Source organism: Gymnodinialimonas sp. 57CJ19, assembly GCF_038396845.1.
In the GTDB taxonomy this organism is placed as follows: domain Bacteria; phylum Pseudomonadota; class Alphaproteobacteria; order Rhodobacterales; family Rhodobacteraceae; genus Gymnodinialimonas.
In genome coordinates, this window is sequence record NZ_CP151587.1 from 2603331 (window position 1) to 2626219 (window position 22889).

Here is a 22889-nt window from a genome sequence, read left to right on the forward strand (position 1 = left end):
CCAGTGGCCAAGGGGACGGGCGGTGTTGTTTCACTCGCTTTGCTCGCACGTGCCAAGGCCGGTCACAACCCGCGTGCCCGCTTGCGGCTGATGGCCCGTCACCACCACATGGCCGGTGCTGTCAAAGGTCACCATCTGAGTCGATTGCGCACGCTCATTGCGGAACACCAGCGTGCGCACACGGACCTGTTCCACGGCGTCCTCGGGCGGCAGATAATCGGCGATCAGATCGTAATCCGAAGGTAAATCCGCGTTCCAGTTCACTTGCCAATTCTCGCCCCCTTCAACAATCGTGATCTGTTGCGTCCAGTCGCGACACGCGCCCGTGTCGGGGCACAGGATATCCAACTGGCAGGTCCAGTTGACGGGGGCCTCTTGGGCTTGGGCGCTGAAAGGCAGGGCGCAGAAGGCGGCGAGGATTGCAACGCGCATCGGGCGGCTCCTTTTTGGAGGAAAGCTGAGGTAGAGGGCGGTCATGCGACGGGCTCGCAACTGCCGAAATAAGAGACCGATCGAACGCCCCCGGTGGCCGAAACGTCTTGCTGCGTCATCACCGCCGCGCGGTTGGCGGCGATCGTCAGCAAGACGGTGCTGGTGTCCGAGGTTTGAAACAGCGCCCCCATGGCAGGTGTCGCAAGGTGAGACAGGGGGCTGCCGGTTATCTGCTGGTTTTCCACGGAAAAACTAAGGTTTCCCAAGTTGGATTCGAAGCTGAAAGGCACGCCGGGGTGGGTCTGGCAATCGGTTTGCGGGCTGCAAATCGTGGTAAAGATGCAATCCAACCCGCTGGCCGTGGCCGCAGTGGGCAGCACAAAAAGAAGAAGCGCCGCGGCCTTCATTGGCCCTCACACGACAGAACGAAATATTGCGGACGCAGCGCGGGCGCGTCGGTTTGGGGATCTGTGGTTTGGACGTGAACCGCAAAGCGCCGGTGGCGACCGTCCGGCGCGAGATCGACCAGAAACTCTCGCCGGAAATCGGACGTCCGGGGCAGGGGCAGCGCGTCTTCCAGCGCCCCGAAGCGGTCGATCTGGCGTAGATCGCCCTCGTTGCGCCCCATGTGGGTCGCGGATTCGGAGATGACCACCAGCAATTCGCCCAACGCGGGCGTCGTGCCACAGGCGCCGGTATCGGTGCACGTCTGGGTCATTACGCAGATGCCGCGGTAGGCCTCGGGCGTCAGGTCCTCAAGCGCTGCCAAGGCGGGCGCTGCAACGCAGAACGCCGCCGCCATGGCTGTGGTAACGCCAGCCCTCATGCCTCTAACCTCCGAGGAAGCTCTTGCGTACCTCTGGATCGGCAAGCAGTTCTTTTCCCGTTCCGGTGAACGCGTTGCGGCCCTGCACAAGAACATAGCCTTTATCAGCGATCTCAAGGGCTTGGCGGGCGTTCTGTTCCACCATCAGGATCGGGATGCCGGTGCGCGAGACCTCGATAATGCGGTCGAAAAGTTCGTCCATCACGATGGGGGAAACGCCCGCGGTCGGTTCATCGAGCATCAGAACCTTGGGCTTTGTCATCAACGCGCGGCCCACGGCCACCTGCTGACGCTGGCCGCCCGAAAGCTCGCCTGCGGCTTGGTTGCGCTTCTCGCGCAGGATCGGGAAAAGGTCATAGACCTGTTCCATCGTCTGGCGGAAATCGTCCTTGCGGATGAACGCGCCCATCTCAAGGTTTTCTTCCACCGTCATCGAGGTGAAGATGTTCGAGGTCTGCGGCACAAAGCCCATGCCCGCCGCAACTCGCGCTTGCGGGCTGAGTGTGCTGATGTCTTGCCCATCCAGCAGAACCCGGCCCTGGCGCAGGTTCAGCATGCCGAAAACAGCCTTCATGCCGGTGGATTTACCGGCCCCGTTTGGCCCCACGATCACGGCAATCTCGCCGGGGTTCACGGCGATGGTGCAATCGTGCAGAATGTCGGGCCCTTGGCCGTAACCCCCTGTCATTGCCTCGCCAATCAGGAACGGATGTTCCCCGTCCACGGCCACAGGCTTGCCGCTTTTGCGGATCGGATCGCCCATGGAGGGCGGCGCGGGTTTGGTGATGGAGCGGTCTTTGTTGCCGCGATCGTTCTGGTATGGATCAGCGCTCATGCGTCCGCCCCTTCGAGCTGGTCTTTGTTCTTCAAGCCGGTGCCCAGATAGGCCTCGATCACGGCATCATTGGCTTTGATCTCGTCCAGCGTGCCTTCCGCCAGCACTTTGCCTTCGGCCATACAGATCACCGGATCGCACAGGCGGCCGATGAAATCCATGTCGTGTTCAATCACGCAAAACGTGTAGCCGCGTTCCTGGTTGAGCCGGATGATCGCGTCGCCAATGGTGTTCAAAAGCGTGCGGTTCACGCCTGCGCCGACCTCGTCCAGAAACACGATCTTGGCGTCCACCATCATGGTGCGGCCCAGTTCCAGCAGCTTCTTTTGTCCGCCCGAAATCTGGCCCGCTGGTTGTTCGGCCAAATGCTCAACCGTCAGAAATTCCAGCACTTCATCGGCCTTGGCGCGCAGGGCGCGTTCTTCATCGGCAATGCGTTTGCGGCCGAACCACGTGTTCCAAAGCGTCTCGCCCGATTGGCCTTCGGGGACCATCATCAGATTTTCGCGGCATGTCATGGTCGAGAATTCGTGCGCGATCTGGAATGTGCGCAAGAGGCCTTTGCCAAACAGCTGGTGGGGCGGCAGGCCGGTAATGTCTTCGCCATCCATCACGACGCGCCCCGAAGTGGGGGGCAGCACGCCCGCGATGACGTTGAACAATGTCGTCTTGCCGGCGCCGTTGGGGCCGATAAGTCCGGTGATGGAACCGGTCTCGATCCGCAGACTTGCGCCATCCACGGCATGGAAACCGCCGAAATGTTTGTGAAGGTCGTGGACTTCGATCATGGGCGTCCTTCCGAGCTGCTGAAAGAGACAGCCCTAAAATCAGAAAAAGAGCAGCCCGGTCACGCAAACCGGGCCGCCCCTATATCAATGGTAGATCAATTAACGGTAACCAGCGACCGTCAACTCACCATTAACGATCTCGATCTCACGGTAGTTGCCGGCAGACTCGCCACCACCGATGAGGTCCACAGCCGAGGCACCAACGTAGTCCACGTCTTCGCCGTTGGCGATCATCTCAAGCGCCATGCCAAGCTGGCCGGGGAGGATCTCGGTGCCCGGTGCGTTGGCGACGTTCATGATCTCGCCCATGTAGTCGGCAGCGTTGCGGGAGTCCGCAGCGGCCATGGCAAGCAAGATCAGAGCGGCGGCATCATAGGATTCCGCAGAGAACGGCGACGTGCCGTCGAAGCCCGCTTCTTCGGCCATCGCTTGGTAGATGCCAGCGCCTTCCGAGTCGGTGCCGGGGTTTTGACCGAAGGAACCGTCGATGTCAGAGCCGAAGTTGTCGACGATGGCCTGAGATACCATGCCGTCTGGGAAGACGAATGTATCAAACGCGCCCGTGTCCAATGCCGCCTGAACCACGCCAGAGCCGCCTTGGTCCACGTAGCCTGCTACAACAAGGGCGTCGCCACCGGCGGATGCCAGAGAGCCAACTTCAGCAGAGTAATCCGCACGGCCATCTTCATGGGCTGCGGAAAGCGTAACGGTGCCACCGGCTTCTTCAAACGCGGCGGTGAAGGCATCGGCCAGGCCCTGACCATAGTCGTTGTTGGTGTAGGTGACGGCGACGGTGTCGATGCCGCGCTCCATGATGATTTCAGCCATCACAACACCTTGGCGCGCATCGGACGGCGCGGTGCGGAAGAACAGACCGTTGTCTTCAGCGTCGGACAGGCCGGGGGATGTTGCAGAAGGTGAGACCATGACCATGCCGTTTGGCAGGGCAACGTTGGCAAGAATGGAGCCGGTCACGCCCGAGCAATCGGCACCGACAATGCCGTGCACGCCATCGGATGTGATCAGACGCTCGGCAGCGGCTTGCGCGGCAGAGCTGTCAACGCAGGTGCTGTCTGCACGTACAGAGGTGACGGCCGCGCCGCCAAACAATGCGCCGGAGGCGGTGACTTCGGCCATCGCCAATTCCGCGCCGTCGCCCATCGCTGGTGTGATCGATTCAATTGGACCCGTGAAGCCGAGGATCACGCCAAGGGTCACGTCGCCTTGGTGGCCGTCTGCGATAGCAACGCCTGTCAGCGCCATGGATGCGGCGGATGCCAGCAAAAACTTTTTCATTACTTTACTCCCTGATCTGGGCATTTTTGCCCTTGATGGCCGGAACTCTAGCCGCGGTTCTTTAAAAGGGAAAGGGGGTAATCGGTGCCCAATTGAACGCCCGTTTTCATCAGTTTTTAGAAAGGTCTGCGGGGCACTCGGGGCAAGCTGCGGCAAGGCCATTCATCTTGCGGTCTTGCGCCGGGGTGGTGGATTTGATCGACTACGGGCAATGTCCCCCTTGGGGGCGCGACACGCCCGCCCGCCCGGAAAGGACCTTTGCCCATGCCCGCCGATCCAAACCCGATCAAAGCCGCCCTTTCGGAAGGGAAGATGCAGCGGGGCCTGTGGTTGAACCTGCCCGGCATGGTAACGGCGGAAATGGCCGGAAACGCGGGCTTTGACTGGTGTCTGATTGATGGAGAGCATGGGCCTTGGGCTCCGGATGCGATCCGCGCGAAGCTCATTGCCCTTGCCGCAACGCCAACCCCCGCCGTGGTCCGCGTGCCCGTGGCCGACGAATGGATCATCAAACAGGCGCTGGATCTGGGGGTGCAGACCTTGGTGGTGCCCATGGTGAACTCGGTACAAGAGGCGCAAGCCGTGGTCCGCGCCTGCCGCTACCCGCCCGAGGGGACGCGCGGCATGGGGGCGATGGTGGCCCGTGCCGGACGCTTTGGCGCCACCGAAGGCTACCCCGCCACGGCCAATGACCAGATCTGCATCATCGTCCAGGCCGAAAGCCGCGCCGCGCTGGATAAGCTGGAAGCGATTACCGCGGTGGAGGGCGTGGACGGCGTTTTCATCGGCCCTGCCGATCTGGGGGCTGACTTGGGCTTTCGCGATGATTTGGCCAATCCAGAGCTGTGGGAAATCATCGAGGGCGCCATTGCCTCTATTCGGCGCGGTGGAAAAGCTGCGGGCATTATCGTCAGCGGTGCCGAGATGGAGGCCCGGATGGTCAAAGCGAGCGTGACCTTCCTTGGCTGCGGCGGCGATGCGGGCGTGTTGCAAGCGGGGCTTGCGGCCTTGGCGGCCCAATGACCGGGGCGCAAGACATGATTCGGATCGCCCATGGTGACGCCGAGGTGTTGATAGATCCGCGTGTCGGCAACATCCCCCATTGGCAGGTCTCGGGCCGGGTGCCTTTGCACGTGGCCCCTTGGCGCGATGAGCCCGAGGTCCAGGACGACCCCACCGTGGCGCTGGTCGATAAACGGCTGGCGGGCGACTTCCTGTGCATGCCCTTCGGGCGTGATGACGTCCATGGCGGGCCAATCCACGGCCCCACCGCCAATGACCCTTGGAAGCTGGTCGCCCAGGATGCAGCAACGGCCCGGTTTGCCCTGAGCACCGGGGTTCTGGGGGCCCATGTCACCAAGGAGGTGCGCCTTGTCGGTTCGTCGTTGCTGACCACCCATGTGGTGGACGGCGGTAGCGGTGACGTAACCTTTGCCCATCATCCCATGACCCGCATGGCGGAAGGCGGGCGGGTGTCCTTCAGCCCCAAACGCGCCGCCCTGACAGACCCGACAGCGCAGCACGAAGGCGCGAACCTCTGGGCGCTGAACCAGTTGCGCGGCGATCTGGACCTGGACCGCGAAGACGGCAGCCAGTGGAACCCCGGCACCTATCCCGCCGGCCACGTGGTGGAGGATTTCTGCACATTGGTCGAGGCCCGCGGCGCGACGCTCGGCTGGACCTGCGTGATGCGCAATGCGGAAGACGACATGGTGATCGTGCTGAAAGACGCGCAGGTCTTGCCGATCACGATGCTTTGGATCTCCAACGGCGCACGCGACTTCCCCCCTTGGAACAGCCGCCACACCGGCGTTCTGGGTATCGAGGACGGCTGCGCCATGGGCGGAGAGGGGCTGGCGGCCTCCTGCGCCGACAATCGCCTGACAGCCATGGGCGTGCCCACATGCCTGAGCCTTGGGCCGCGCCACGTGATCCGCCATGCCATGGTCTCTTTGCCGCGCCCGCCGGGCTGGTCTGAATTGACGGAAGTCACGCTGGAAAGCGGCCATCTGCGATTGACCGAAGCCGGGGGCAGTTTCCTTGCCATCCCGTTCCCGGAGGATCACTTTGACTGACCGCATGATCTGGATCGACGGCGATGCCTGCCCGGTGAAGGAAGAGGTGTATAGATGCGCCTACCGCCACAATATTCCCGTGAAACTGGTGGCAGGCAGCTACCTGCGCCACCCCGAGCATCCGCTGATCACCATGGTGATGGCGGGCGATGCCTTTGACGCCGCAGATGATGTGATCGCCGAAGGCGCGGGGCAGGGCAGTTTGGTGATAACGGCCGATATCCTTCTGGCCGAACGGTGCCTGTCGGAAGGGGCGGTGGTGCTCAACCACAAAGGCGACGCCTTCACCGCCAATTCCATCGGGGCGCAGGTCGCGACCCGTGCGATCATGGCTGACCTTCGTGCGGGGTTGGAGGGGCAGGCCATCGGCGGGCAGAAACCGTTTTCCAAAGCAGACCGATCCGCCTTTTCCAATGCGCTGGAAACCGCCCTGCGCAAGCTGTAACCCCGCGTTGCGGTGCCGGAGACCGCTTGAAATAGCTGCAAAAGAAGCGTAGGTGCGCCTCTTCTGTTTAAGGTGGCTCTCATGTCCTTCACTCTCGCCATTGTTGGCCGACCCAATGTCGGCAAATCCACGCTGTTCAACCGGCTCGTGGGCCGGAAGCTGGCGCTGGTCGATGACCAACCCGGCGTGACCCGTGACCTGCGCGAAGGTGCGGCGCGTCTGGCGGACCTGCGGTTCACGATCATCGACACCGCGGGCCTTGAAGACGCCAACGACGACAGCCTTGAAGGGCGCATGCGCCGCCTGACGGAACGCGCTGTGACAATGGCCGACGCGACACTGTTCGTGATGGATGCCCGCGCGGGCGTGACCGCCAACGATCTGGTCTTTGCCGACATCCTGCGCAAATCTGGCCGCCCCGTGGTGCTGGCCGCCAACAAGGCCGAAGGCAATGCGGGCCAGGCGGGCCTTCTGGATGCGTTCTCTCTGGGCCTTGGCGAACCTCTGGCGCTCTCGGCGGAACACGGCGAGGGCATGGCCGATCTCGCCGCGGTCCTGCGCCCCCTGATCGAGGGGATGGAGGAAACGGAAGAAGCCGAAACCGACGTGGATGTGGAAGGCGAAGACCGCGTCATCTCCACCGCCAAGCCGCTACAAATCGCCGTTGTTGGCCGCCCCAATGCGGGCAAATCCACTCTGATCAACCAGATTATCGGCGAAGACCGCCTGCTGACGGGCCCCGAGGCCGGGATCACCCGCGATGCCATCGGATTGCCGTTCGAGTGGGACAACGTGCCCATGCGGATCTTCGACACCGCCGGTATGCGCAAACGCGCCAAGGTTCAGGAAAAGCTGGAAAAACTCTCGGTCTCCGATGGCCTTCGTGCGGTCAAATTCGCTGAAGTCGTCGTGGTGCTCCTTGATGCCGCGATCCCGTTCGAAAGCCAAGACCTGCGCATCGCCGACCTGGCCGAACGCGAAGGCCGCGCCGTGGTCGTGGCCGTGAACAAGTGGGATCTGGAGCCTGAAAAGCAGCAAAAGCTCAAAGACCTGCGGGTCGGGTTCGAGAAATTGCTACCGCAATTGCGTGGTGCGCCTCTGGTGACGGTCTCCGCCAAAACCGGCAAAGGCCTCGATAAACTCCACGCCGCGATCATGAAAATCCACGAGACGTGGAATACCCGCATTTCCACCGCGCGCCTGAACCAATGGCTCTCCGCCATGATCGAGGCGCACCCGCCCCCCGCGCCGGGCGGCCGCCGCATCAAACTGCGCTACATGACCCAAGTGAAAACCCGACCCCCGGGCTTCGTCGTCATGTGCTCTCACCCGCAACTCCTGCCCGAGGCCTATTCTCGCTATCTGGTCAACGGCCTGCGCGAAGACTTCAACATGCCCGGCACGCCGATCCGCCTCTACATGCGCAGCCAAGCAGATGATAACCCATACAAAAACCGCAAAAAGTCCATCCCCTCACGGCTCAATAAACACGTCAAAAAGGGCCTCACAAAGAAGAAGGACTAATCCCCTCGCGCCCCCCCTTCGAGGCGCTCCCTCCTTCATCATGGCCATACAACTCCGGGGGTCCCGGGGGCAGAGCCCCCGAACAGTGGGACTTGGGCAGAGCCCCCGAACAGCGTCACCCGTGCAGAGCCCCGAACAGTGTCACCCGCACATAGCACGGGCGACCCAAAATCAGGCGTTCGCTTCGCGGATCTTATCCGCCGCATCCTTGTCGTAGCTGACGCCGTTCTCGGCAAACAACGAGTCCAATTCACCCGACAACGTCATCTCGGTGATGATATCGCAGCCGCCCACGAACTCACCCTTCACATAGAGCTGGGGGATCGTTGGCCAGTCCGAGAAATCCTTGATGCCTTGGCGCAGCCCCTCATCGGCCAGCACGTTCACATCGGCAAAATCCACGCCCATGTAGTTCAGCACGCCAGCCACGCGGGACGAGAACCCGCATTGGGGCATCTCTTTGGTGCCTTTCATGAACAAAACCACATCGTTCGTGGTGATCGTCTCTTTGATCTGAGTTTCTGCGGTCATAGCGTTTTAGTCCTTTTGGTCATCGGCACGGGGCCGTGCGCGAAAAAGATGGGTCCGCACAGAGCGGAGGAGCAGGGCAAACGGCCCGAACGCAGCAATCGCAACGATTGTGTTCAGGCGGCGCATCACTCCGGCGCCTTGGTTGTCAGGGCCAGCGCGTGCAATTCGCCCGCTGTACCGTCCATTTTGCCTTTTAGCGCAGCATAAACAGCGCGTTGTTGTTGGACGCGGTTCTTGCCGCGAAAGCTTTCGTCCACGACCATTGCGGCCATATGAACGCCGTCATTGCCCGAGACTTCAATCTTCGCATCGGGAAAAGTCTCGCGCAGGAGCGCTTCGATTTCAGAGGCTTGCATCGGCATGATCAAATCCTTGGTTGTCGGGATAAAATGTAGGGCGGGGCTGGCCCCGCCGCAACCATGTCACGCAAAGGTTTGGGCAAAGGTGCTCATATAGGCCTCGGACAATTCGGCCAAAGGCGCATCCGAGCTGCCGATCCGCACCAAATCTCCGCCGACTTTGCCCACTGTGGACAGCGGCACGCCCGCTTGACCCGCCGCTACCATCAGCGCCTCCGCCTTATCAAAGGAGGTGGCGATCAGATAGCGGGCCTGGTCCTCGCCAAACAATGTCGCCGTGTCGGCCACATCCAGGGTCACGCCACATTCTGCGGCATGGGCAATCTCAAAGGCTGCCACAGCCAGACCGCCATCGGACAGGTCGGTGCAGGCGCCGATCCATTCCCGGTTGTCGCGGATGAAATCGCCGTTGCGCTTTTCGGCCTCCAGATCAACATGGGGGGCGTCGCCATCTTCGCGGTTGAACACCTCGGCCAGCAGGGCGGATTGCCCCAGATGCCCTTCGGTTTCCCCCACCAACATCAGCAAATGCCCCTCGCGGGCGACACCTGCGATGAGATCATGAATATGATCGAGGAGGCCCACGGCCCCAATTGTCGGCGTGGGCAGAATGCCCGTGCCGTCGGTCTCGTTATAAAGCGACACGTTGCCAGACACGATCGGCGTATCCAGCGCCAGACAGGCCGCGCCGATGCCCTGAATAGCCCCCACAAACTGCCCCATGATTTCGGGCTTCTCGGGATTGCCGAAGTTCATGTTGTCGGTCGTGGCGAGCGGCTTGGCCCCCACGGCGGTCAGGTTGCGGTAGGCTTCCGCCACCGCCTGCTTGCCGCCCTCAACCGGGTTGGCCTTCACGTAGCGCGGTGTCACGTCCGAGGTGAAGGCCAGCGCCTTGTCGGTGCCATGCACCCGCACAACCCCTGCGCCCAGGCCCGGCGACACGACCGTGTCGCCCATCACTTGGTGGTCATACTGCTGATACACCCATTGGCGCGAGCAATAGTTGGGCGAGGACAACAACGCGCGCAGCGCGTCGATGGGGTCCACTTCCGGCACGGGGTCCATCTCGGGCGCGGGCTCAGTCGGCACCCAGGGGCGGTCGTATTCCGGCGCGGTAGAGGCCAGCTTGGACAGCGGCAGATCGGCTTTGACCTCTCCGTTGTGCATGATCAGGAAGCGGTCCTCTGCAATCGTCTCTCCGACGATGGCGAAATCGAGGTCCCATTTCTCGAACACCGCGCGGGCCTCGGCCTCTAGCTCGGGCTTCAGCACCATCAGCATCCGCTCTTGGGATTCCGAAAGCATCATCTCGTAGGCCGTCATAGCTTCTTCGCGCTGCGGCACGTCCTCCAATGTGAGGCGGACCCCAAGGCCGCCCTTGTCCCCCATTTCCACGGCGGAACAGGTCAGGCCCGCCGCGCCCATATCCTGAATCGAGATCACGGCGCCGGTCGCCATCAGCTCCAGCGTGGCCTCCATCAGGCGTTTCTCGGTGAAAGGGTCACCCACTTGAACGGTGGGGCGCTTTTCTTCGATGGTATCGTCGAACTCGGCCGAGGCCATCGTCGCCCCGCCGACGCCGTCACGGCCGGTTTTTGCGCCCAGATAGACAACAGGCATCCCCACGCCCGAGGCGGCAGAGTAGAAAATCTTGTCGGTGTCCGCCAAGCCCGCCGCGAAGGCGTTGACCAGGCAGTTGCCGTTATAGGCCGCGTGGAAACGCACCTCGCCGCCAACCGTTGGCACGCCAAAGCAATTGCCGTAGCCGCCGACGCCTTCCACCACACCGTGCACCAGCTGGCGTGTCTTGGGGTGAGACGTTTCGCCAAATGACAGCGCGTTCATCGCCGCAATGGGGCGCGCGCCCATGGTGAAGACGTCGCGCAAGATGCCGCCCACACCTGTCGCTGCGCCCTGATAGGGCTCGATATACGAGGGGTGGTTGTGGCTTTCCATTTTGAAAACAACACATTGACCGTCGCCAATGTCCACGATGCCCGCGTTTTCGCCGGGGCCGCAAACAACTTGCGGGCCCTCTGTCGGCAGGGTGCGCAACCATTTTTTCGAAGATTTGTAGGAACAATGCTCGTTCCACATGGCCGAGAAAATGCCCATCTCGGTATAATTCGGCGCGCGTCCGAGAATATTGTTTACCTCGGCGTATTCGTCGTCGGTAAAGCCGTGGGCGGCGATCACATCGGGTGTGATGGCAGGATCGGTCATTCATATTCCCCAGATTTGCGCAGTTCAGGCCCCAAGGCCCATATTCTGGGGGTTCTATAAGCGCCCTAGGCGCGGGGGGGAAGCCTCACACCATGTCGCATGGGCGGTTGTGCCTTTGGAGCACGGGGAGGGGCGCATCAAAGGGCGCGCTGGAAGATCAGGGCGGTGGGGGCGTCAAAACCGGGGTGGGTAAAGGTGCCCGATCGGGTGAAGCCCATGGCGGTGTAAATGGCGTGGTTTTCCACCAGTTGCACACGGGCATAAAGTTGCAGCGTGGCGAAACCCTTGGCGTGGGCGTGGGCAGCGGCGGTATCAACCAAAACACGGGCCAGCCCCTGTTTGCGCTGGTTCGGAGCCACGGCGATCTTGCCCACTTCATAAACCGTCCCCTCGCCATGACCAAACAGACATGCCACGGGGGCCACGCCGTTGCAGATGCAGAAGAAATCCTCATCCGCCATTTTCTGCGCCACATCCGTTAAGCTCATCGAGGTGAGAGAGGAGGGCGGATCAATCCGGTCTGCCATGGGCGCGAAGCAGGTGTTCAAGAAATCATGAACCGCCTCGGGCGCGGGGCCGTGGTGAGGATTGAACTGAGTTTCGAAATTTGTCATGGCCATGTCACTTCGGAATTTTAGCCGATGGGTATAGGCCAAAAAAAAGGCCGAGACGAATCTCGGCCGAAGTCCAACAGGGAGGTATTGGAGGACCGCTAGGCGGCGTCTCCAATAAATAATGTTTTATTAATCAAACCGCCTTTAATCAAGGCAAACTAAGGTTTTGCGGTGCAAACCCGCTATGCCTGTGGCGCATAGCACACAACCAAATACGACCCTTTGCACAGATTTTACGCACCCGGCGAAGCTTCGGCCTCTCTCTGGCGGCGCCGGTAGGCGATAACCTCTTCGCTGACGAAGTCGCGGAACACTTCAATCCGGCGCGATTGGCGCAACTCTTCGGGGTACGCGAGAAACACCGGTACTTCGGCTGATTCCACCTCGGGCAGGACACGGACGAGGTCAGGAAAATCCTGGGTGAGATAGTCGGGCAGAACGCCGATACCCAGATCATGGATCACCGCCTGCAAAACACCGAAATAGTTATTCACAGACAGCGTTGATCCTACGTCATAGCTCATCAATTCGCGCACCAGAATTGCACCGGCGCTAACCTGCGCGGCAGAGGCGTTTTGAGAGATCAAACGGTGTTTTCCCAAATCCCGAATGCTGGCCGGCATTCCATGGGCTTCGATATAAGAGGGCGTCGCATAAAGGCGCATATTGATCGTCATCAAACGCCGGCGGATCAAATCCGCTTGCGAGGGTTCCTTCATCCGAATGGCAACGTCCGCCTCTCGCATGGGCAAATCAAGCAGGCGTTCTTCCAGCATCAGGTCGATCTTCAGATCGGGGTATTTTTCGTACAAGGCGGGCAGGCGGGGGGCCAACCAGAGCGAACCGAAGCCGATGGTGGTTGTAACGCGCAATTCGCCAAACACTTCCTCTTCACTGTCGCGAATACGCGCAGAGGCCGCATCGAGGCGCTTGGTCATGTGTCGGGTTGCATCATAAAGAAGCTCCCCCTGTTCGGTCAGGATCAGGCCGCGGGCGTGGCGGTGAAACAGGGTCGTGTCCAACCCTTCTTCCAACGCGCGGATTTGGCGTGACACGGCGGATTGAGACAAGTGCAACGTATCGCCCGCGTGGGTCAGCGACCCCGCAGAAGCAACCGCATGAAAGATGCGTAGTTTATCCCAATCCATTTTTTCCGGCCTTCTTGACGTTTGCGCTAACGTAAGGGGCTATGCTTCATGCGCAACGGAAATTCTAGTGAAACATAGTTGAACTTGAGTTAATGGCGGATTCACAACAGTGGACAGGTCAGCCTTTATGACCTATAAGGGTGCCAGAAACTCTTTCGAGCCTGAGAAGCGCTCGTTCGGCGCACGGGAGGTCCCTATGGGAGTGCAACAAGTCTCGCTTAACGACAAATTTGATCTGTCGAAGTCTCAGGTATTGCTGAACGGCACCCAGGCGATGGTGCGCCTGATGCTGATGCAGAAGGAACGCGACCGGGCCGCCGGGTTGAATACGGCGGGCTTCGTCAGCGGCTATCGCGGCTCCCCCGTGGGTGGGGTGGATCTGCAAATGACGCGGTCGGAAAAGGTGCTGAGCGCCAACGACGTCACCTTCAAGCCGGGCCTGAACGAAGACCTTGCCGCCACCGCCCATTGGGGCGCGCAAACCGCAGAGCTGCGCGGCGAGGGCAAGTTCGATGGTGTCTTTGGCCTTTGGTACGGCAAAGGCCCCGGCGTGGACCGTACCGGCGACGTAATGCGCCACGCCAATATGGCGGGCACTTCGAAGCATGGCGGCGTCATCATGGCGATGGGTGATGACCACATCGGCGAAAGCTCGACCGTGTGTCACCAATCCGATTGGGCGATGGTGGATGTGCATATGCCCGTCCTGAACCCTGCGGGTGTGCAGGAAATTCTGGACTACGGCATCTATGCCTATGCACTCAGCCGCTATGCGGGCGTTTGGGTGGGCCTCAAGTGCGTGAAAGATAACGTCGAGGCCACGGCGGTCGTCGATGGACGGCCCGATCGGATGCAGTTTGTAGAGCCTGATTTCGAGATGCCTGAGGGCGGGTTGAACATTCGCCTTGGGGATCATTGGATTCCGCAAGAAGAACGGCTTCTGGAACACAAACGCCACGCGGCAGAGGCCTTTGCCCACGCCAACAAGATCGACAAGCGCGTCCACGGGCGCGCGGGGGCGAAGATTGGCTTTGTGGCCGCCGGTAAGAACTGGCTCGATCTGATTTCTTCGATGGAGGCGCTTGGGATTGACGATGCGGCTGCCGAGGCGATGGGGATCACCACCTATAAGGTCGGCCAAGTCTGGCCGCTGGATATGCGTGGGTTCCACGATTGGGCCGATGGGCTCGACCTGATCGTTGTGATCGAGGAAAAGCGCAAACTGATCGAAGTGCAGGTGAAAGAGGCGATCTTCGACGATCGCCGGGGGCGCCGCGTTTACGGCTACAAGGACGGCAAGGGCAACACGCTGTTCCCCACCCATTTCGCGCTGGACCCGGCCGATATCGCCGTCAAACTGGGCGAGATCCTGATCGACGAAGGCTGCGCCACGGACCGCGTGCGGGCGGGCATGGCGACGGTGGAAGAGGCACGCCGCGCGTCCAATGCGCCGGATTTGGCGAAGCGGACGCCTTGGTTCTGCTCGGGCTGCCCGCACAACTCCTCCACCAAAGTGCCCGAGGGCTCGCGCGCGGGGGCGGGGATCGGCTGCCACTTCATGGCCAAATGGATGGACCGAGAGACCGAAGCCTACACCCACATGGGCGGCGAAGGGGTGAACTGGTTGGGCGAAAGCCTGTTCTCGACCCGTGAACATATGTTCCAGAACCTGGGCGAAGGCACCTACAACCACTCGGGCGTATTGGCGATCCGGGCGGCTTTGGCGGCGGGCACCAACATCACCTACAAGATCCTGTTCAACGACGCCGTCGCCATGACCGGCGGGCAGGATAATGAGGGCGATCTGGACCCGGCCCGCATCGCCCATGAGATCAAGGCCATGGGCGTGGAAAACATCGCGCTGGTCTATGACGCCAAGGAAGAGATTGATTTCGCGGCGTTCCCCAAGGGCCTGGCCCGGTTCGAGCGGGCCGATCTGATGAAAGTGCAAGAGGAATTCCGCCACCACAAAGGCGTGTCGGCGATCATCTATGTGCAGACCTGTGCTGCCGAAAAGCGCCGCCGCCGCAAGCGTGGCACCTTCCCCGATATCGACAAGCGCGTGTTCATCAACACCGATGTCTGCGAGGGCTGCGGCGATTGCGGGGTGCAGTCGAACTGCGTCTCTATCGTGCCGGTGGAAACGGAACTGGGCCGAAAACGGGCGATCGACCAATCCACCTGCAACAAGGACTTCTCCTGTGTAAATGGCTTCTGCCCGTCGTTTGTGACTTTGGAAGGGGCGGCAATCCGCAAGGAAGCCTCGGCCTCGGTTGATCTGACGGGGCTGCCTGACCCAGAGCTGCCCGAGATCAACGGCACCCACAATATGCTGGTGACCGGCGTGGGCGGCACGGGCGTTGTGACCATCGGGGCGGTGATGGCGCAGGCCGCGCAGTTGGACGGCAAAGGCGTGGGCATGATCGAGATGGCGGGGCTGGCCCAGAAGGGCGGCGCTGTGGCGATCCACCTGCGGCTGGCCAATCGGCCTGAGGATATCTCGGCCATTCGCGTCGGCGCAGGCGAAGCCGATGCGGTGATTGGCGGCGATCTGGTGGTCACAGGCGGGGCCAAAACGCTGGCTCAGATGAAAACGGGCCGGACGGGGGCGGTGGTGAACAGCCACGAGATCACCACCGGAGATTTCACCCTGAACACCGAATTCACCATTCCCGGCAAAGACCTGGAAGTGGCCCTTCAGGCGCGCTTGCGTGAAAAGCTGGTGTTGTTTGATGCCACTGAACTGGCCCGGGTTTTGCTGGGGGATTCGATTTTCTCCAACATGATGACCTTCGGCGCGGCTTGGCAGGCGGGGATTGTGCCCCTGAGCCTTGATGCGATCATGACCGCGATCACCATGAACGGTGCAGCGGTTGAGGCCAACAAACAAGCCTTTGAAATGGGCCGTTGGGCGGCTGTGAACCCTGACAAGGTGCAGGGGTTGATTGCGCCCAATGTCGTTGCTCTGCCGAAAACCCTGGAAGAGAAGATCAGCTACAGAGAGAGCCATCTGGTGGCCTATCAGAACAAGCGTCTGGCCAGGCGGTTCCGCAAATTGGCGGATACCGTAGAGGACCGCCGCCTGAAGGAAGCGGTGGCGAAGGGCTACCATAAGCTATTGGCCTATAAGGATGAATACGAGGTCGCCCGTCTGCACTTGGAGACAGAAGCCAAGGCCCGCGAAACCCTGACGGGGGATTTCAAGATGACTTATCATCTGGCCCCGCCGATGCTGCCGGGGCGCGATAGCGCTGGCAGGCCGAAAAAGCGCAACTTTGGCCCTTGGGTCGGCGGTGTCTACAAGCTTCTGGCGAAAATGAAGGGTCTGCGCGGCACGCCGCTGGATGTGTTCGGCTATGCCGCCGAGCGGCGAAGGGAGCGCCAGCTTATCAAGCAATATGAGGCGGATATGGCGGCATGGTTGCCCAAGGCGAGCGCTGCCAAGATGGATGCGCTGGTGGCCTTGGCGGAGTTGCCATTGTCCATCCGTGGTTTTGGTCCGGTCAAGGACAAGAATGCCGAGAAGGCTGGAAAGCGACGGGAAGAGTTGCTGGTGGCGCTATCGGACACGGGCGGGCACGCGCGCGCGGCGGAATAAGCGGCTACTCCTCGGCCAAGGCCTCCTCGCAGGTGTTGTGCGGGCGTTTTGGTCGAGGGGGTGCTCTGCGCGGCAAGTGGTGTGCAGCGATATTTTTGAAAAGGTGAAGGGCAAGAGGGGGTTTTCACCCTAAGCCCTGTGGGATAGGCGCGAGGGGGAGAGAACCTGGAGGGCCTATGCCGGAACTTGCTGAATTTTTGCCGATGTTGGCGCTGATCCTGGCGATCGGCGCATTGGCCGGTGTGATTGCGGGTCTGTTGGGGGTCGGCGGCGGCATCGTGCTGGTGCCGGCGTTTTTCTTTGCGTTTGAGGGGCTTGGCTATGGTCCTGACGGGTTGATGCAGATTTGCCTGGCGACGTCATTGGCGACAATTGTGGTGACGTCGGTGCGTTCGGTCTTGGGCCACCACAAGCGCGGCGCGGTGGATTGGAACATTCTGAAAGCATGGGGCCCCGGCATTGCTGTGGGGGCCGCATTGGGCGTTGTGGCGGCCAGCGGGCTGCGCAACGAGGTCTTGATGGCGATCTTCGGCGTGCTTGGGTTGGCGGTTGGGCTGTACATGGCCTTTGGCCGGGCCGAGTGGCGCTTGGGCGCGCAGATGCCGGGGCGGGCGGGGACCATTGCGACCTCTCCGGTCATCGGGTTTCTATCGGTGTTGATGGGGATTGGCGGCGGATCGTTCGGGGTGCCGATGATGACGCTTTATGGTGTGCCGATCCACCGGGCGGTGGCCACGGCGGCGGGCTTTGGCGTGATTATCGCGGTGCCAGCGGTCATTGGCTTTCTGCTGACACCGGGAGAGGCGGCGGGACGTCCGCCGTTCACCGTGGGGCAGGTCAATATCGTGGCCTTTGTGTCGGTTGTGGCCATGACGCTGATCACCGCGCCGTTGGGAGTGAAGCTGGCCCATGCGATGGACCCCAAGCCCCTGAAGCGGGTCTTTGCGGTGTTCATCATGGTGATGGCCCTGAACATGCTGCGCAAGGCGCTTGGGTTCTAGGAATTGCCTGTGTTGCGGGCCAATCGGGCGGCGCGGCCACCGCGGCGCACCGAGAGTTTGGACTGACGCGCGGGCAGGGCGGCGATCACCTCGGCGCGCGCCTCATCGGTGAGACGGCTCCATTGGGTGATCTCGTCGATGGTACGCAGGCAGCCGGTGCAAAGCCGCGCCTCGCGGTGGATTACGCAGATGTTGACGCAGGGCGATTGCACCTCGTCACGTTTCCAAACCTTGTCGCTCATATCCCGGCCCTCAGGTGACGCATGCGATCCAGCGCCCCTTGCAGGATATAGCTGGCGGCGACGGCGTCGATCACCTCGGAGCGACGTTTGCGGGTCGTATCCGCCTCGATCAAGGCGCGTTCAGCGGCAACGGTGCTGAGGCGTTCATCCCAGAAGGTGATCGGAAGCTCGGCAAAGTCTGGACGGCGCGACAGGTTGAGGGCGAAGGCACGGGTGGCCTGCGCCCTTGGGCCTTCGGAGCCATCCATATTGCGGGGCAGGCCCAGAACGATGCCGCAAATCTCGTGCTTGGCGATCAGCGCGGCCAAGGCATCGGCATCGACGCCAAACTTTTTGCGCTTCACGGTTTCCAAGGCGCTGGCCGACGTCAGCAGGCGATCGGAAAGGGCCACGCCGATGGTCTTGGTCCCCAGATCAAGGCCCATGAGCCCGCGCATCGGCGGCAGGAGCGGGACGAGGTCAGAGAGCTCGGGGTAGATCATTCGGAACCGATCCGGGCCATGGCCGCGCGGAAGGCGGCGTCGATCATTGCCAGCGCCTCGGGCGCATCGGCGAAGGTCGTTTGCGCGTCGTCATGGACGATCTGCGCCGCGTTGACCCGGCCCAAGACGCCGTATGCGGTGATCAGGCGGGCCCAATCCTCAGCCGGGCCACCTTCGGTTCCCAGGCGCGTGGCGAGGCTTTCGACCATCGAGGCGATCATCGCCTGTTGATCCTCGGGCGAAAGGTCCTCCATGGCGGCGACGTCATCGGCAGTCGGGCCGTTGGAGGCCGGAGCCGGGATCAGAAGGGCAGGGTCCAGATCGACGCCAGCGGCAAAGGCCACGGCTTCAATCTGTTGCCGGATCGGGCGCACCCAAGGGGCCTGGGCCCGTGAGTTGGCCAGAAGCGAAGACCAGATCGGCAGGGCCAGATCGGGACGGCCTTGTTGGGCGTACATCTCTCCGGCGTAATAGCGGCCGATGCCGTCACCGGGTTCCAGCGCCAGACCTTGGCGCAGGGCTTGCTCGGCTTCGGGGGAGACATAGCCGCCGGCGGCGAAGATCAACATCTCGGCCAGATCAATGTAGTGACGGCCCGTGGCGGCCTCTTCGCCCAGAAGCGCGATCAGTTGGGTCTGGGCGGTATGGGCGGCGGTGAAATTGCCCAGCATCGCCTCATTCGCGGCCAGAAGGGTCAAGCCTTGGGCGTCGTCGGGGCGCTCGGCCATCACCTGGCGCAACTGGGTGACCAGCGCCACACGGTCGGGGTCTGCCTCGGGGAGCGGCGCCGGAGGCAGCTGTTGTTCGGCGGCGGCTTGGGAGGGGCGGTTTTCGCGGGTCTGCTCGATCATCGCGATGCGCGGTTGCAGGGGCATGTCGGGATAGCCCGGCGCGCCGAGTTCCGCGTAAAGCAGCCCGGCGCCTGCGACCATGGCCGCCAGACCGATGATGATGGGGACGGTGCCAAGCCCGCCTTCGCGAGCCCCGGCGCGGGCCTTTTGCAACGCGCGGTCTGCGTCCAGAATACGGCGGCTGACTTCGGTGCGGGCACGGGTCGCTTCATCCTCGGACAGGGTGCCACGGGCCAGATCGCGGTCCAACTCGGTGAGCTGATCGCGGTAGATCTTCAGGTCATAGGCCGCCGTGGGCGATTGTACCTGAACGGGGCGCCGCGCCGCCAAATAGACGATGGCCGCCACCCCCAGGCTGATAAAGCCCGCTGCAATCCAAAACGCCATGTTCTGCGGTCCCTTTTAGTGACTTGCCCCGACATAAGCCGCATCCGGCACAAGCGAAAGACGTTGAACTGTCACAATCGCGATAAGACCCATGGCGAAATGTCCGGGAAGTCGCGACAACATGGGGGGTGGTCGCAAATTGATCCTTACATGTCGCGCAGAGTATCCTCTTTTTCCCAAGGCAGCCCAAAAGCAAAGTATCAGACCCGGAGCCCGTCCATGCGTAAATATTCCGCCTTTGCCATCGCCAAAGAAGCTTTTCGCCACCACGCAGGGTGGGAGCGTGCCTGGCGTTCGCCCAAGCCCAAGGCCGCCTATGATGTGGTGATTGTAGGGGCGGGTGGCCACGGTTTGGCGACGGCCTACTACTTGGGCAAGAACTTCGGCATCACCAATGTCGCGGTGATCGAAAAGGGCTGGCTCGGCGGCGGCAACACGGGCCGCAACACCACGATCATCCGGTCGAACTACCTGCAAGATCCGTCTGCCGCGATTTACGAGAAGGCGCGCTCGCTCTACGAAACATTGAGCCAGGACCTGAACTACAACATCATGTTCAGCCCCCGCGGCGTGATCATGCTGGCCCAGACCCACCATGAGGTGCGCGGCTATCTGCGCACGGCGCAGGCCAATGCTTTGCAGGGCGTTGAGACACGCTTCATCGACAAGCACGAGGTCAAGAAACTTGTGCCGATCATGAATATCGAAGGGCCGCGCTATCCGGTTCTGGGCGGGCTCTGGCAGCCGCGCGGCGGCACGGCACGCCATGACGCGGTGGCTTGGGGCTATGCGCGGGCGTGCTCGGACATGGGCATGGACATCATCCAGCAGACCGAGGTGACAGGCGTCCGGGTTGAGGGCGGCGCGGTGCAAGGGGTTGAGACCTCTCAAGGCTTCATCGGCTGCAAGAAGCTTGGCGGCGTGGTCGCGGGCCACTCCTCGGTGCTGGCCGAGATGGCGGGCTTCCGTCTGCCGATGGAATCCGTCGCGCTTCAGGCGTTGGTTTCCGAGCCGATCAAACCCTGCATGGACGTGGTCGTCATGGCCAACACCGTCCACGGCTACCTGTCCCAGTCCGACAAGGGCGAGATGGTGATTGGCGGCGGCACCGACGGGCACAACAACTACACCCAGCGCGGGTCGTTCCACCACGTGGAGGAAACCGTGCGCTCGTTGATCGAGACCTTCCCGATGCTGTCGCGCCTGAAGATGCTGCGCCAGTGGGGGGGGATCGTGGATGTAACGGGTGACCGCTCTCCGATCCTGTCGAAAACGCCAGTCGAGGGCATGTTCATGAACTGCGGTTGGGGCACGGGGGGCTTCAAGGCAATCCCGGGTTCCGGCTGGGGTTTTGCGGAACTGATGGCCAAGGGGCATTCGCCGCTGACCGCCGAATTCGGCATGGAGCGTTTCCGCGAGGGGCGGTTCATCGACGAAAGCGTTGCGGCGGGCGTGGCGCACTAGTGGCGGAAATCCTCCATCCCTTTGGCGCATTTGCGCTGATATCACAGGCCGCAGGGGCGGTTTGTGAAGGATTGAGATATGCCAGACGTCCAAAGTCCGGCCGCGCGCCGCAGATTTCGTACCATTCAGGCGATTGCCTTGCCCGCCATGCTGGCGGCGCTCTATTGCGGCTTGGCGACGGTCAATGCGGATCCGAAAATTCTGATGATCGCAGTGGCGATAAGCGGGTTCTCCATAGTTGTGGTGTCGGGCGACGCGGCCCGGCGGCTGCCTGCGCGCGTGGTGTTTGCGGTCGTGGGCGGCGGATTGGGCGTGATCACATTCTGGGCCGTTTGGTTCGGGTTGGAATTCGGGTGGCCAGCCCTGTGGGACTTCGCAGGGACACAGCCGTCTCGGATCATCCCGCGCCTTGTCGCTCTGTCCAACGAGTACACCTATACAATTGTCGGAGAGGACAGCGAGGTCACTTATGGCGCTGGAACAACCAGGGTTGTTTGGCTGGTGACGACCACCGTGTTTGGCCTTTCCCCGCTGATCGGGGCGTTTGCGGGACCACGCATGGCCAACAACATCCGAAAAGCGTCTATCGGTCAGTCTCCCCTCTGATTTCTTCCAAACGCCGGGACGTGGCGGGCTTTGGCTCATGCAAAGCCTCCGATCCGGCCCTTTTTGGCGCAATTCGCGCCGCCGCTCTCGCATCCTTTGCACCCTCCACCTGCGGCCCCACACTGAGGCACGCAGCAATGGAGGATGCCTCATGTCTGACTACGACCATCGCAACCGCGCCTTTGACTACACACCGCCCACGCGGGGCGGCTCTGGTTCAGGAGCGCTCATTTTCATTGGCGGCATTGTCGTGCTGTTTATCCTCGCCATGCTCTTCATGGGCGGGGGCAGCAGCACCTTGCCGGACGACGGCACAGCGCCTGCAACAGTCACGCCGGTTGTCGACCCGACAAGCCCCGCTTTGGTGGACTAAGCAACAGGCGGTCCGGACGGGCCTCGCCCTGTCCGGGCCGGGTGCGCGCCGATGAGCGCTGTGGCCATCCCCAAACGCCTCGGCCATATCTGGATCGGGGACCGTCCTGCGCCCAAGCGGTGGATGCAGACGTGGCGCGATCTGCACCCTGATTGGGCGTATACCCTCTATGACAATGTCTATCTGACGGGCCGCCGCTGGCGAAACCAACGCCTGATGGCGCATTACTTCCGCAAGCGCCATTTTGAAGGCGTTGCGGATCTGATGCGCTACGAAATCCTGTTTGAGCGCGGCGGCTTTCTGCCCGGAGCAGATTTCGAAGCCCTGCGCCCCTGCGATGAGCTGTTTGCCGAGCCGTGCACCTACACCTGCTATGAGACCCACCCCAAGCGGCGCTCCAAACTGACGCCCTATCTGGCCTCGGCCCCCGGCACCACGACGCTGGCCCTGACCGTGGATGAGATCCACACCACCTACGCCGATGCGCCACAAACCGCGCGGCAGCCGTGGATCAGCGTCGGCAATCTGTTCCTGCGCAATTTCCTTGAGAAGTACCGCGCAGAGATCAAGGACCTGCGCATCTGGCCCGCTTATTTCTTTGTGCCGCGACACAAGAAAGGCCCGCTTTATGATGGGCCGGGCCCGGTATACGCTGAGCACCATTGGGGCACGACCCTTGATACATACGAGGGCACGCCCGACCCGCAACTCTTTGACGACGTGGCCTTTGTGCTCGATGCGATCGAGCCTTTGCCCCTGAACTCTCACCCTTCAGAGGAGCCGTAGCCA

24 protein-coding genes are annotated in these 22889 nt (G+C 61.9%); 10 read left to right on the top strand and 14 right to left on the bottom strand.

The window, feature by feature from the left end; genetic code table 11:
• Positions 1-30: 30 nt before the first annotated feature.
• From AADW23_RS12815 to AADW23_RS12840, 6 genes are all read right to left on the bottom strand, one after another.
• Entirely contained in the window at positions 31-432 is a 402-nt protein-coding gene (locus AADW23_RS12815; RefSeq protein ID WP_341861334.1) for a hypothetical protein, read from the bottom strand.
• 41 nt (positions 433-473) lie between these two features.
• Positions 474-839 carry a hypothetical protein gene (locus AADW23_RS12820; protein WP_341861335.1) on the bottom strand — a complete coding sequence of 122 codons (366 nt, stop codon included), beginning with the start codon at positions 837-839 and terminating at the stop codon, positions 474-476.
• Complete coding sequence (locus tag AADW23_RS12825; RefSeq protein ID WP_341861336.1) at positions 836-1258, bottom strand: hypothetical protein; 423 nt, start codon at positions 1256-1258, stop codon at positions 836-838. Before AADW23_RS12825 ends, AADW23_RS12820 begins: the two co-directional genes overlap by 4 nt.
• A gap of 4 nt (positions 1259-1262) precedes the next feature.
• The gene (locus AADW23_RS12830) at positions 1263-2093 is read right to left on the bottom strand and encodes an ABC transporter ATP-binding protein (protein ID WP_341861337.1); all 831 of its coding nucleotides are present in this window, start codon (positions 2091-2093) and stop codon (positions 1263-1265) included.
• Positions 2090-2881, bottom strand: a complete 792-nt coding sequence (locus AADW23_RS12835; RefSeq protein ID WP_341861338.1) for an ABC transporter ATP-binding protein — start codon at positions 2879-2881, stop codon at positions 2090-2092. Before AADW23_RS12835 ends, AADW23_RS12830 begins: the two co-directional genes overlap by 4 nt.
• 99 nt (positions 2882-2980) lie before the next feature.
• On the bottom strand, positions 2981-4177 hold the full coding sequence (locus tag AADW23_RS12840; RefSeq protein WP_341861339.1) for an ABC transporter substrate-binding protein: 1197 nt from the start codon (positions 4175-4177) through the stop codon (positions 2981-2983).
• A 264-nt stretch (positions 4178-4441) separates the two neighbouring features.
• On the opposite strand from AADW23_RS12840, the gene AADW23_RS12845 reads away from it, so the two are divergent.
• The 4 genes from AADW23_RS12845 to der all read left to right on the top strand — a co-directional run bounded on the left by AADW23_RS12845 (position 4442) and on the right by der (position 8221).
• The gene (locus tag AADW23_RS12845) at positions 4442-5200 is read left to right on the top strand and encodes an HpcH/HpaI aldolase/citrate lyase family protein (RefSeq protein ID WP_341861340.1); all 759 of its coding nucleotides are present in this window, start codon (positions 4442-4444) and stop codon (positions 5198-5200) included.
• Between the two features lie 14 nt (positions 5201-5214).
• Positions 5215-6252, top strand: a complete 1038-nt coding sequence (locus tag AADW23_RS12850; RefSeq protein WP_341861341.1) for a hypothetical protein — start codon at positions 5215-5217, stop codon at positions 6250-6252.
• The gene (locus AADW23_RS12855; protein WP_341861342.1) at positions 6245-6697 is read left to right on the top strand and encodes a YaiI/YqxD family protein; all 453 of its coding nucleotides are present in this window, start codon (positions 6245-6247) and stop codon (positions 6695-6697) included. Before AADW23_RS12850 ends, AADW23_RS12855 begins: the two co-directional genes overlap by 8 nt.
• A gap of 81 nt (positions 6698-6778) precedes the next feature.
• Complete coding sequence (gene der / locus AADW23_RS12860; RefSeq protein WP_341861343.1) at positions 6779-8221, top strand: ribosome biogenesis GTPase Der; 1443 nt, start codon at positions 6779-6781, stop codon at positions 8219-8221.
• Between the two features lie 171 nt (positions 8222-8392).
• Here the strand turns inward: der and grxD are convergent, their stop codons facing one another.
• From grxD to AADW23_RS12885, 5 genes are all read right to left on the bottom strand, one after another.
• Complete coding sequence (grxD, locus tag AADW23_RS12865; RefSeq protein ID WP_341861344.1) at positions 8393-8752, bottom strand: Grx4 family monothiol glutaredoxin; 360 nt, start codon at positions 8750-8752, stop codon at positions 8393-8395.
• 125 nt (positions 8753-8877) lie between these two features.
• A complete protein-coding gene (locus AADW23_RS12870; RefSeq protein WP_341861345.1) occupies positions 8878-9114 on the bottom strand; it encodes a BolA/IbaG family iron-sulfur metabolism protein in 237 nt (78 codons plus the stop codon).
• Positions 9115-9174: 60 nt separating this feature from the next.
• The gene (gene purL, locus AADW23_RS12875) at positions 9175-11334 is read right to left on the bottom strand and encodes a phosphoribosylformylglycinamidine synthase subunit PurL (protein WP_341861346.1); all 2160 of its coding nucleotides are present in this window, start codon (positions 11332-11334) and stop codon (positions 9175-9177) included.
• A 137-nt stretch (positions 11335-11471) separates the two neighbouring features.
• Positions 11472-11948 (bottom strand): GNAT family N-acetyltransferase, encoded by a 477-nt coding sequence (locus AADW23_RS12880; protein ID WP_341861347.1) that lies wholly within the window; start codon positions 11946-11948, stop codon positions 11472-11474.
• Between the two features lie 233 nt (positions 11949-12181).
• Positions 12182-13096, bottom strand: coding sequence for a LysR family transcriptional regulator (locus tag AADW23_RS12885; RefSeq protein WP_341861348.1), 915 nt, complete (start codon positions 13094-13096; stop codon positions 12182-12184).
• A gap of 196 nt (positions 13097-13292) precedes the next feature.
• On the opposite strand from AADW23_RS12885, the gene AADW23_RS12890 reads away from it, so the two are divergent.
• Both AADW23_RS12890 and AADW23_RS12895 read left to right on the top strand, forming a co-directional pair.
• Positions 13293-16694 carry an indolepyruvate ferredoxin oxidoreductase family protein gene (locus tag AADW23_RS12890; protein WP_341861349.1) on the top strand — a complete coding sequence of 1134 codons (3402 nt, stop codon included), beginning with the start codon at positions 13293-13295 and terminating at the stop codon, positions 16692-16694.
• 176 nt (positions 16695-16870) lie between these two features.
• Positions 16871-17695 carry a sulfite exporter TauE/SafE family protein gene (locus AADW23_RS12895; protein WP_341861350.1) on the top strand — a complete coding sequence of 275 codons (825 nt, stop codon included), beginning with the start codon at positions 16871-16873 and terminating at the stop codon, positions 17693-17695.
• Here the strand turns inward: AADW23_RS12895 and AADW23_RS12900 are convergent.
• The 3 genes from AADW23_RS12900 to ccmI are packed head-to-tail and all read right to left on the bottom strand — an operon-like array spanning position 17692 to position 19657.
• Complete coding sequence (locus AADW23_RS12900; RefSeq protein WP_341861351.1) at positions 17692-17937, bottom strand: DUF1289 domain-containing protein; 246 nt, start codon at positions 17935-17937, stop codon at positions 17692-17694. The two genes, AADW23_RS12895 and AADW23_RS12900, sit on opposite strands and share 4 nt — an antisense overlap.
• Positions 17934-18419 (bottom strand): Holliday junction resolvase RuvX, encoded by a 486-nt coding sequence (gene ruvX, locus AADW23_RS12905; protein WP_341861352.1) that lies wholly within the window; start codon positions 18417-18419, stop codon positions 17934-17936. The genes AADW23_RS12900 and ruvX overlap by 4 nt, the downstream gene beginning before the upstream one ends.
• Positions 18416-19657, bottom strand: coding sequence for a c-type cytochrome biogenesis protein CcmI (gene ccmI / locus AADW23_RS12910; RefSeq protein WP_341861353.1), 1242 nt, complete (start codon positions 19655-19657; stop codon positions 18416-18418). The genes ruvX and ccmI overlap by 4 nt, the downstream gene beginning before the upstream one ends.
• Before the next feature lie 219 nt (positions 19658-19876).
• On the opposite strand from ccmI, the gene AADW23_RS12915 reads away from it, so the two are divergent.
• From AADW23_RS12915 to AADW23_RS12930, 4 genes are all read left to right on the top strand, one after another.
• Positions 19877-21121, top strand: a complete 1245-nt coding sequence (locus AADW23_RS12915) for a sarcosine oxidase subunit beta family protein (RefSeq protein WP_341861354.1) — start codon at positions 19877-19879, stop codon at positions 21119-21121.
• A gap of 78 nt (positions 21122-21199) precedes the next feature.
• On the top strand, positions 21200-21727 hold the full coding sequence (locus tag AADW23_RS12920) for a hypothetical protein (RefSeq protein ID WP_341861355.1): 528 nt from the start codon (positions 21200-21202) through the stop codon (positions 21725-21727).
• A gap of 151 nt (positions 21728-21878) precedes the next feature.
• Positions 21879-22100 carry a hypothetical protein gene (locus AADW23_RS12925; protein WP_341861356.1) on the top strand — a complete coding sequence of 74 codons (222 nt, stop codon included), beginning with the start codon at positions 21879-21881 and terminating at the stop codon, positions 22098-22100.
• A gap of 51 nt (positions 22101-22151) precedes the next feature.
• The gene (locus tag AADW23_RS12930; protein WP_341861357.1) at positions 22152-22886 is read left to right on the top strand and encodes a hypothetical protein; all 735 of its coding nucleotides are present in this window, start codon (positions 22152-22154) and stop codon (positions 22884-22886) included.
• Positions 22887-22889 lie beyond the last annotated feature (3 nt).

Excerpts from the sequence above, each read along its gene's own strand:
- AADW23_RS12900 (WP_341861351.1), bottom strand. The coding sequence starts at position 17,937 with ATGAGCGACAAGGTTTGGAAACGTGACGAGGTGCAATCGCCCTGCGTC.
- AADW23_RS12885 (WP_341861348.1), bottom strand. The coding sequence starts at position 13,096 with ATGGATTGGGATAAACTACGCATCTTTCATGCGGTTGCTTCTGCGGGG.
- AADW23_RS12925 (WP_341861356.1), top strand. The coding sequence starts at position 21,879 with ATGTCTGACTACGACCATCGCAACCGCGCCTTTGACTACACACCGCCC.
- AADW23_RS12845 (WP_341861340.1), top strand. The coding sequence starts at position 4,442 with ATGCCCGCCGATCCAAACCCGATCAAAGCCGCCCTTTCGGAAGGGAAG.
- AADW23_RS12825 (WP_341861336.1), bottom strand. The coding sequence starts at position 1,258 with ATGAGGGCTGGCGTTACCACAGCCATGGCGGCGGCGTTCTGCGTTGCA.
- AADW23_RS12915 (WP_341861354.1), top strand. The coding sequence starts at position 19,877 with ATGCGTAAATATTCCGCCTTTGCCATCGCCAAAGAAGCTTTTCGCCAC.
- AADW23_RS12850 (WP_341861341.1), top strand. The coding sequence starts at position 5,215 with ATGATTCGGATCGCCCATGGTGACGCCGAGGTGTTGATAGATCCGCGT.
- der (WP_341861343.1), top strand. The coding sequence starts at position 6,779 with ATGTCCTTCACTCTCGCCATTGTTGGCCGACCCAATGTCGGCAAATCC.
- AADW23_RS12920 (WP_341861355.1), top strand. The coding sequence starts at position 21,200 with ATGCCAGACGTCCAAAGTCCGGCCGCGCGCCGCAGATTTCGTACCATT.
- purL (WP_341861346.1), bottom strand. The coding sequence starts at position 11,334 with ATGACCGATCCTGCCATCACACCCGATGTGATCGCCGCCCACGGCTTT.
- AADW23_RS12895 (WP_341861350.1), top strand. The coding sequence starts at position 16,871 with ATGCCGGAACTTGCTGAATTTTTGCCGATGTTGGCGCTGATCCTGGCG.
- AADW23_RS12840 (WP_341861339.1), bottom strand. The coding sequence starts at position 4,177 with ATGAAAAAGTTTTTGCTGGCATCCGCCGCATCCATGGCGCTGACAGGC.
- grxD (WP_341861344.1), bottom strand. The coding sequence starts at position 8,752 with ATGACCGCAGAAACTCAGATCAAAGAGACGATCACCACGAACGATGTG.
- AADW23_RS12880 (WP_341861347.1), bottom strand. The coding sequence starts at position 11,948 with ATGACAAATTTCGAAACTCAGTTCAATCCTCACCACGGCCCCGCGCCC.
- AADW23_RS12870 (WP_341861345.1), bottom strand. The coding sequence starts at position 9,114 with ATGCCGATGCAAGCCTCTGAAATCGAAGCGCTCCTGCGCGAGACTTTT.
- AADW23_RS12890 (WP_341861349.1), top strand. The coding sequence starts at position 13,293 with ATGGGAGTGCAACAAGTCTCGCTTAACGACAAATTTGATCTGTCGAAG.
- AADW23_RS12830 (WP_341861337.1), bottom strand. The coding sequence starts at position 2,093 with ATGAGCGCTGATCCATACCAGAACGATCGCGGCAACAAAGACCGCTCC.
- AADW23_RS12815 (WP_341861334.1), bottom strand. The coding sequence starts at position 432 with ATGCGCGTTGCAATCCTCGCCGCCTTCTGCGCCCTGCCTTTCAGCGCC.
- ruvX (WP_341861352.1), bottom strand. The coding sequence starts at position 18,419 with ATGATCTACCCCGAGCTCTCTGACCTCGTCCCGCTCCTGCCGCCGATG.
- AADW23_RS12835 (WP_341861338.1), bottom strand. The coding sequence starts at position 2,881 with ATGATCGAAGTCCACGACCTTCACAAACATTTCGGCGGTTTCCATGCC.
- AADW23_RS12930 (WP_341861357.1), top strand. The coding sequence starts at position 22,152 with ATGAGCGCTGTGGCCATCCCCAAACGCCTCGGCCATATCTGGATCGGG.
- ccmI (WP_341861353.1), bottom strand. The coding sequence starts at position 19,657 with ATGGCGTTTTGGATTGCAGCGGGCTTTATCAGCCTGGGGGTGGCGGCC.
- AADW23_RS12820 (WP_341861335.1), bottom strand. The coding sequence starts at position 839 with ATGAAGGCCGCGGCGCTTCTTCTTTTTGTGCTGCCCACTGCGGCCACG.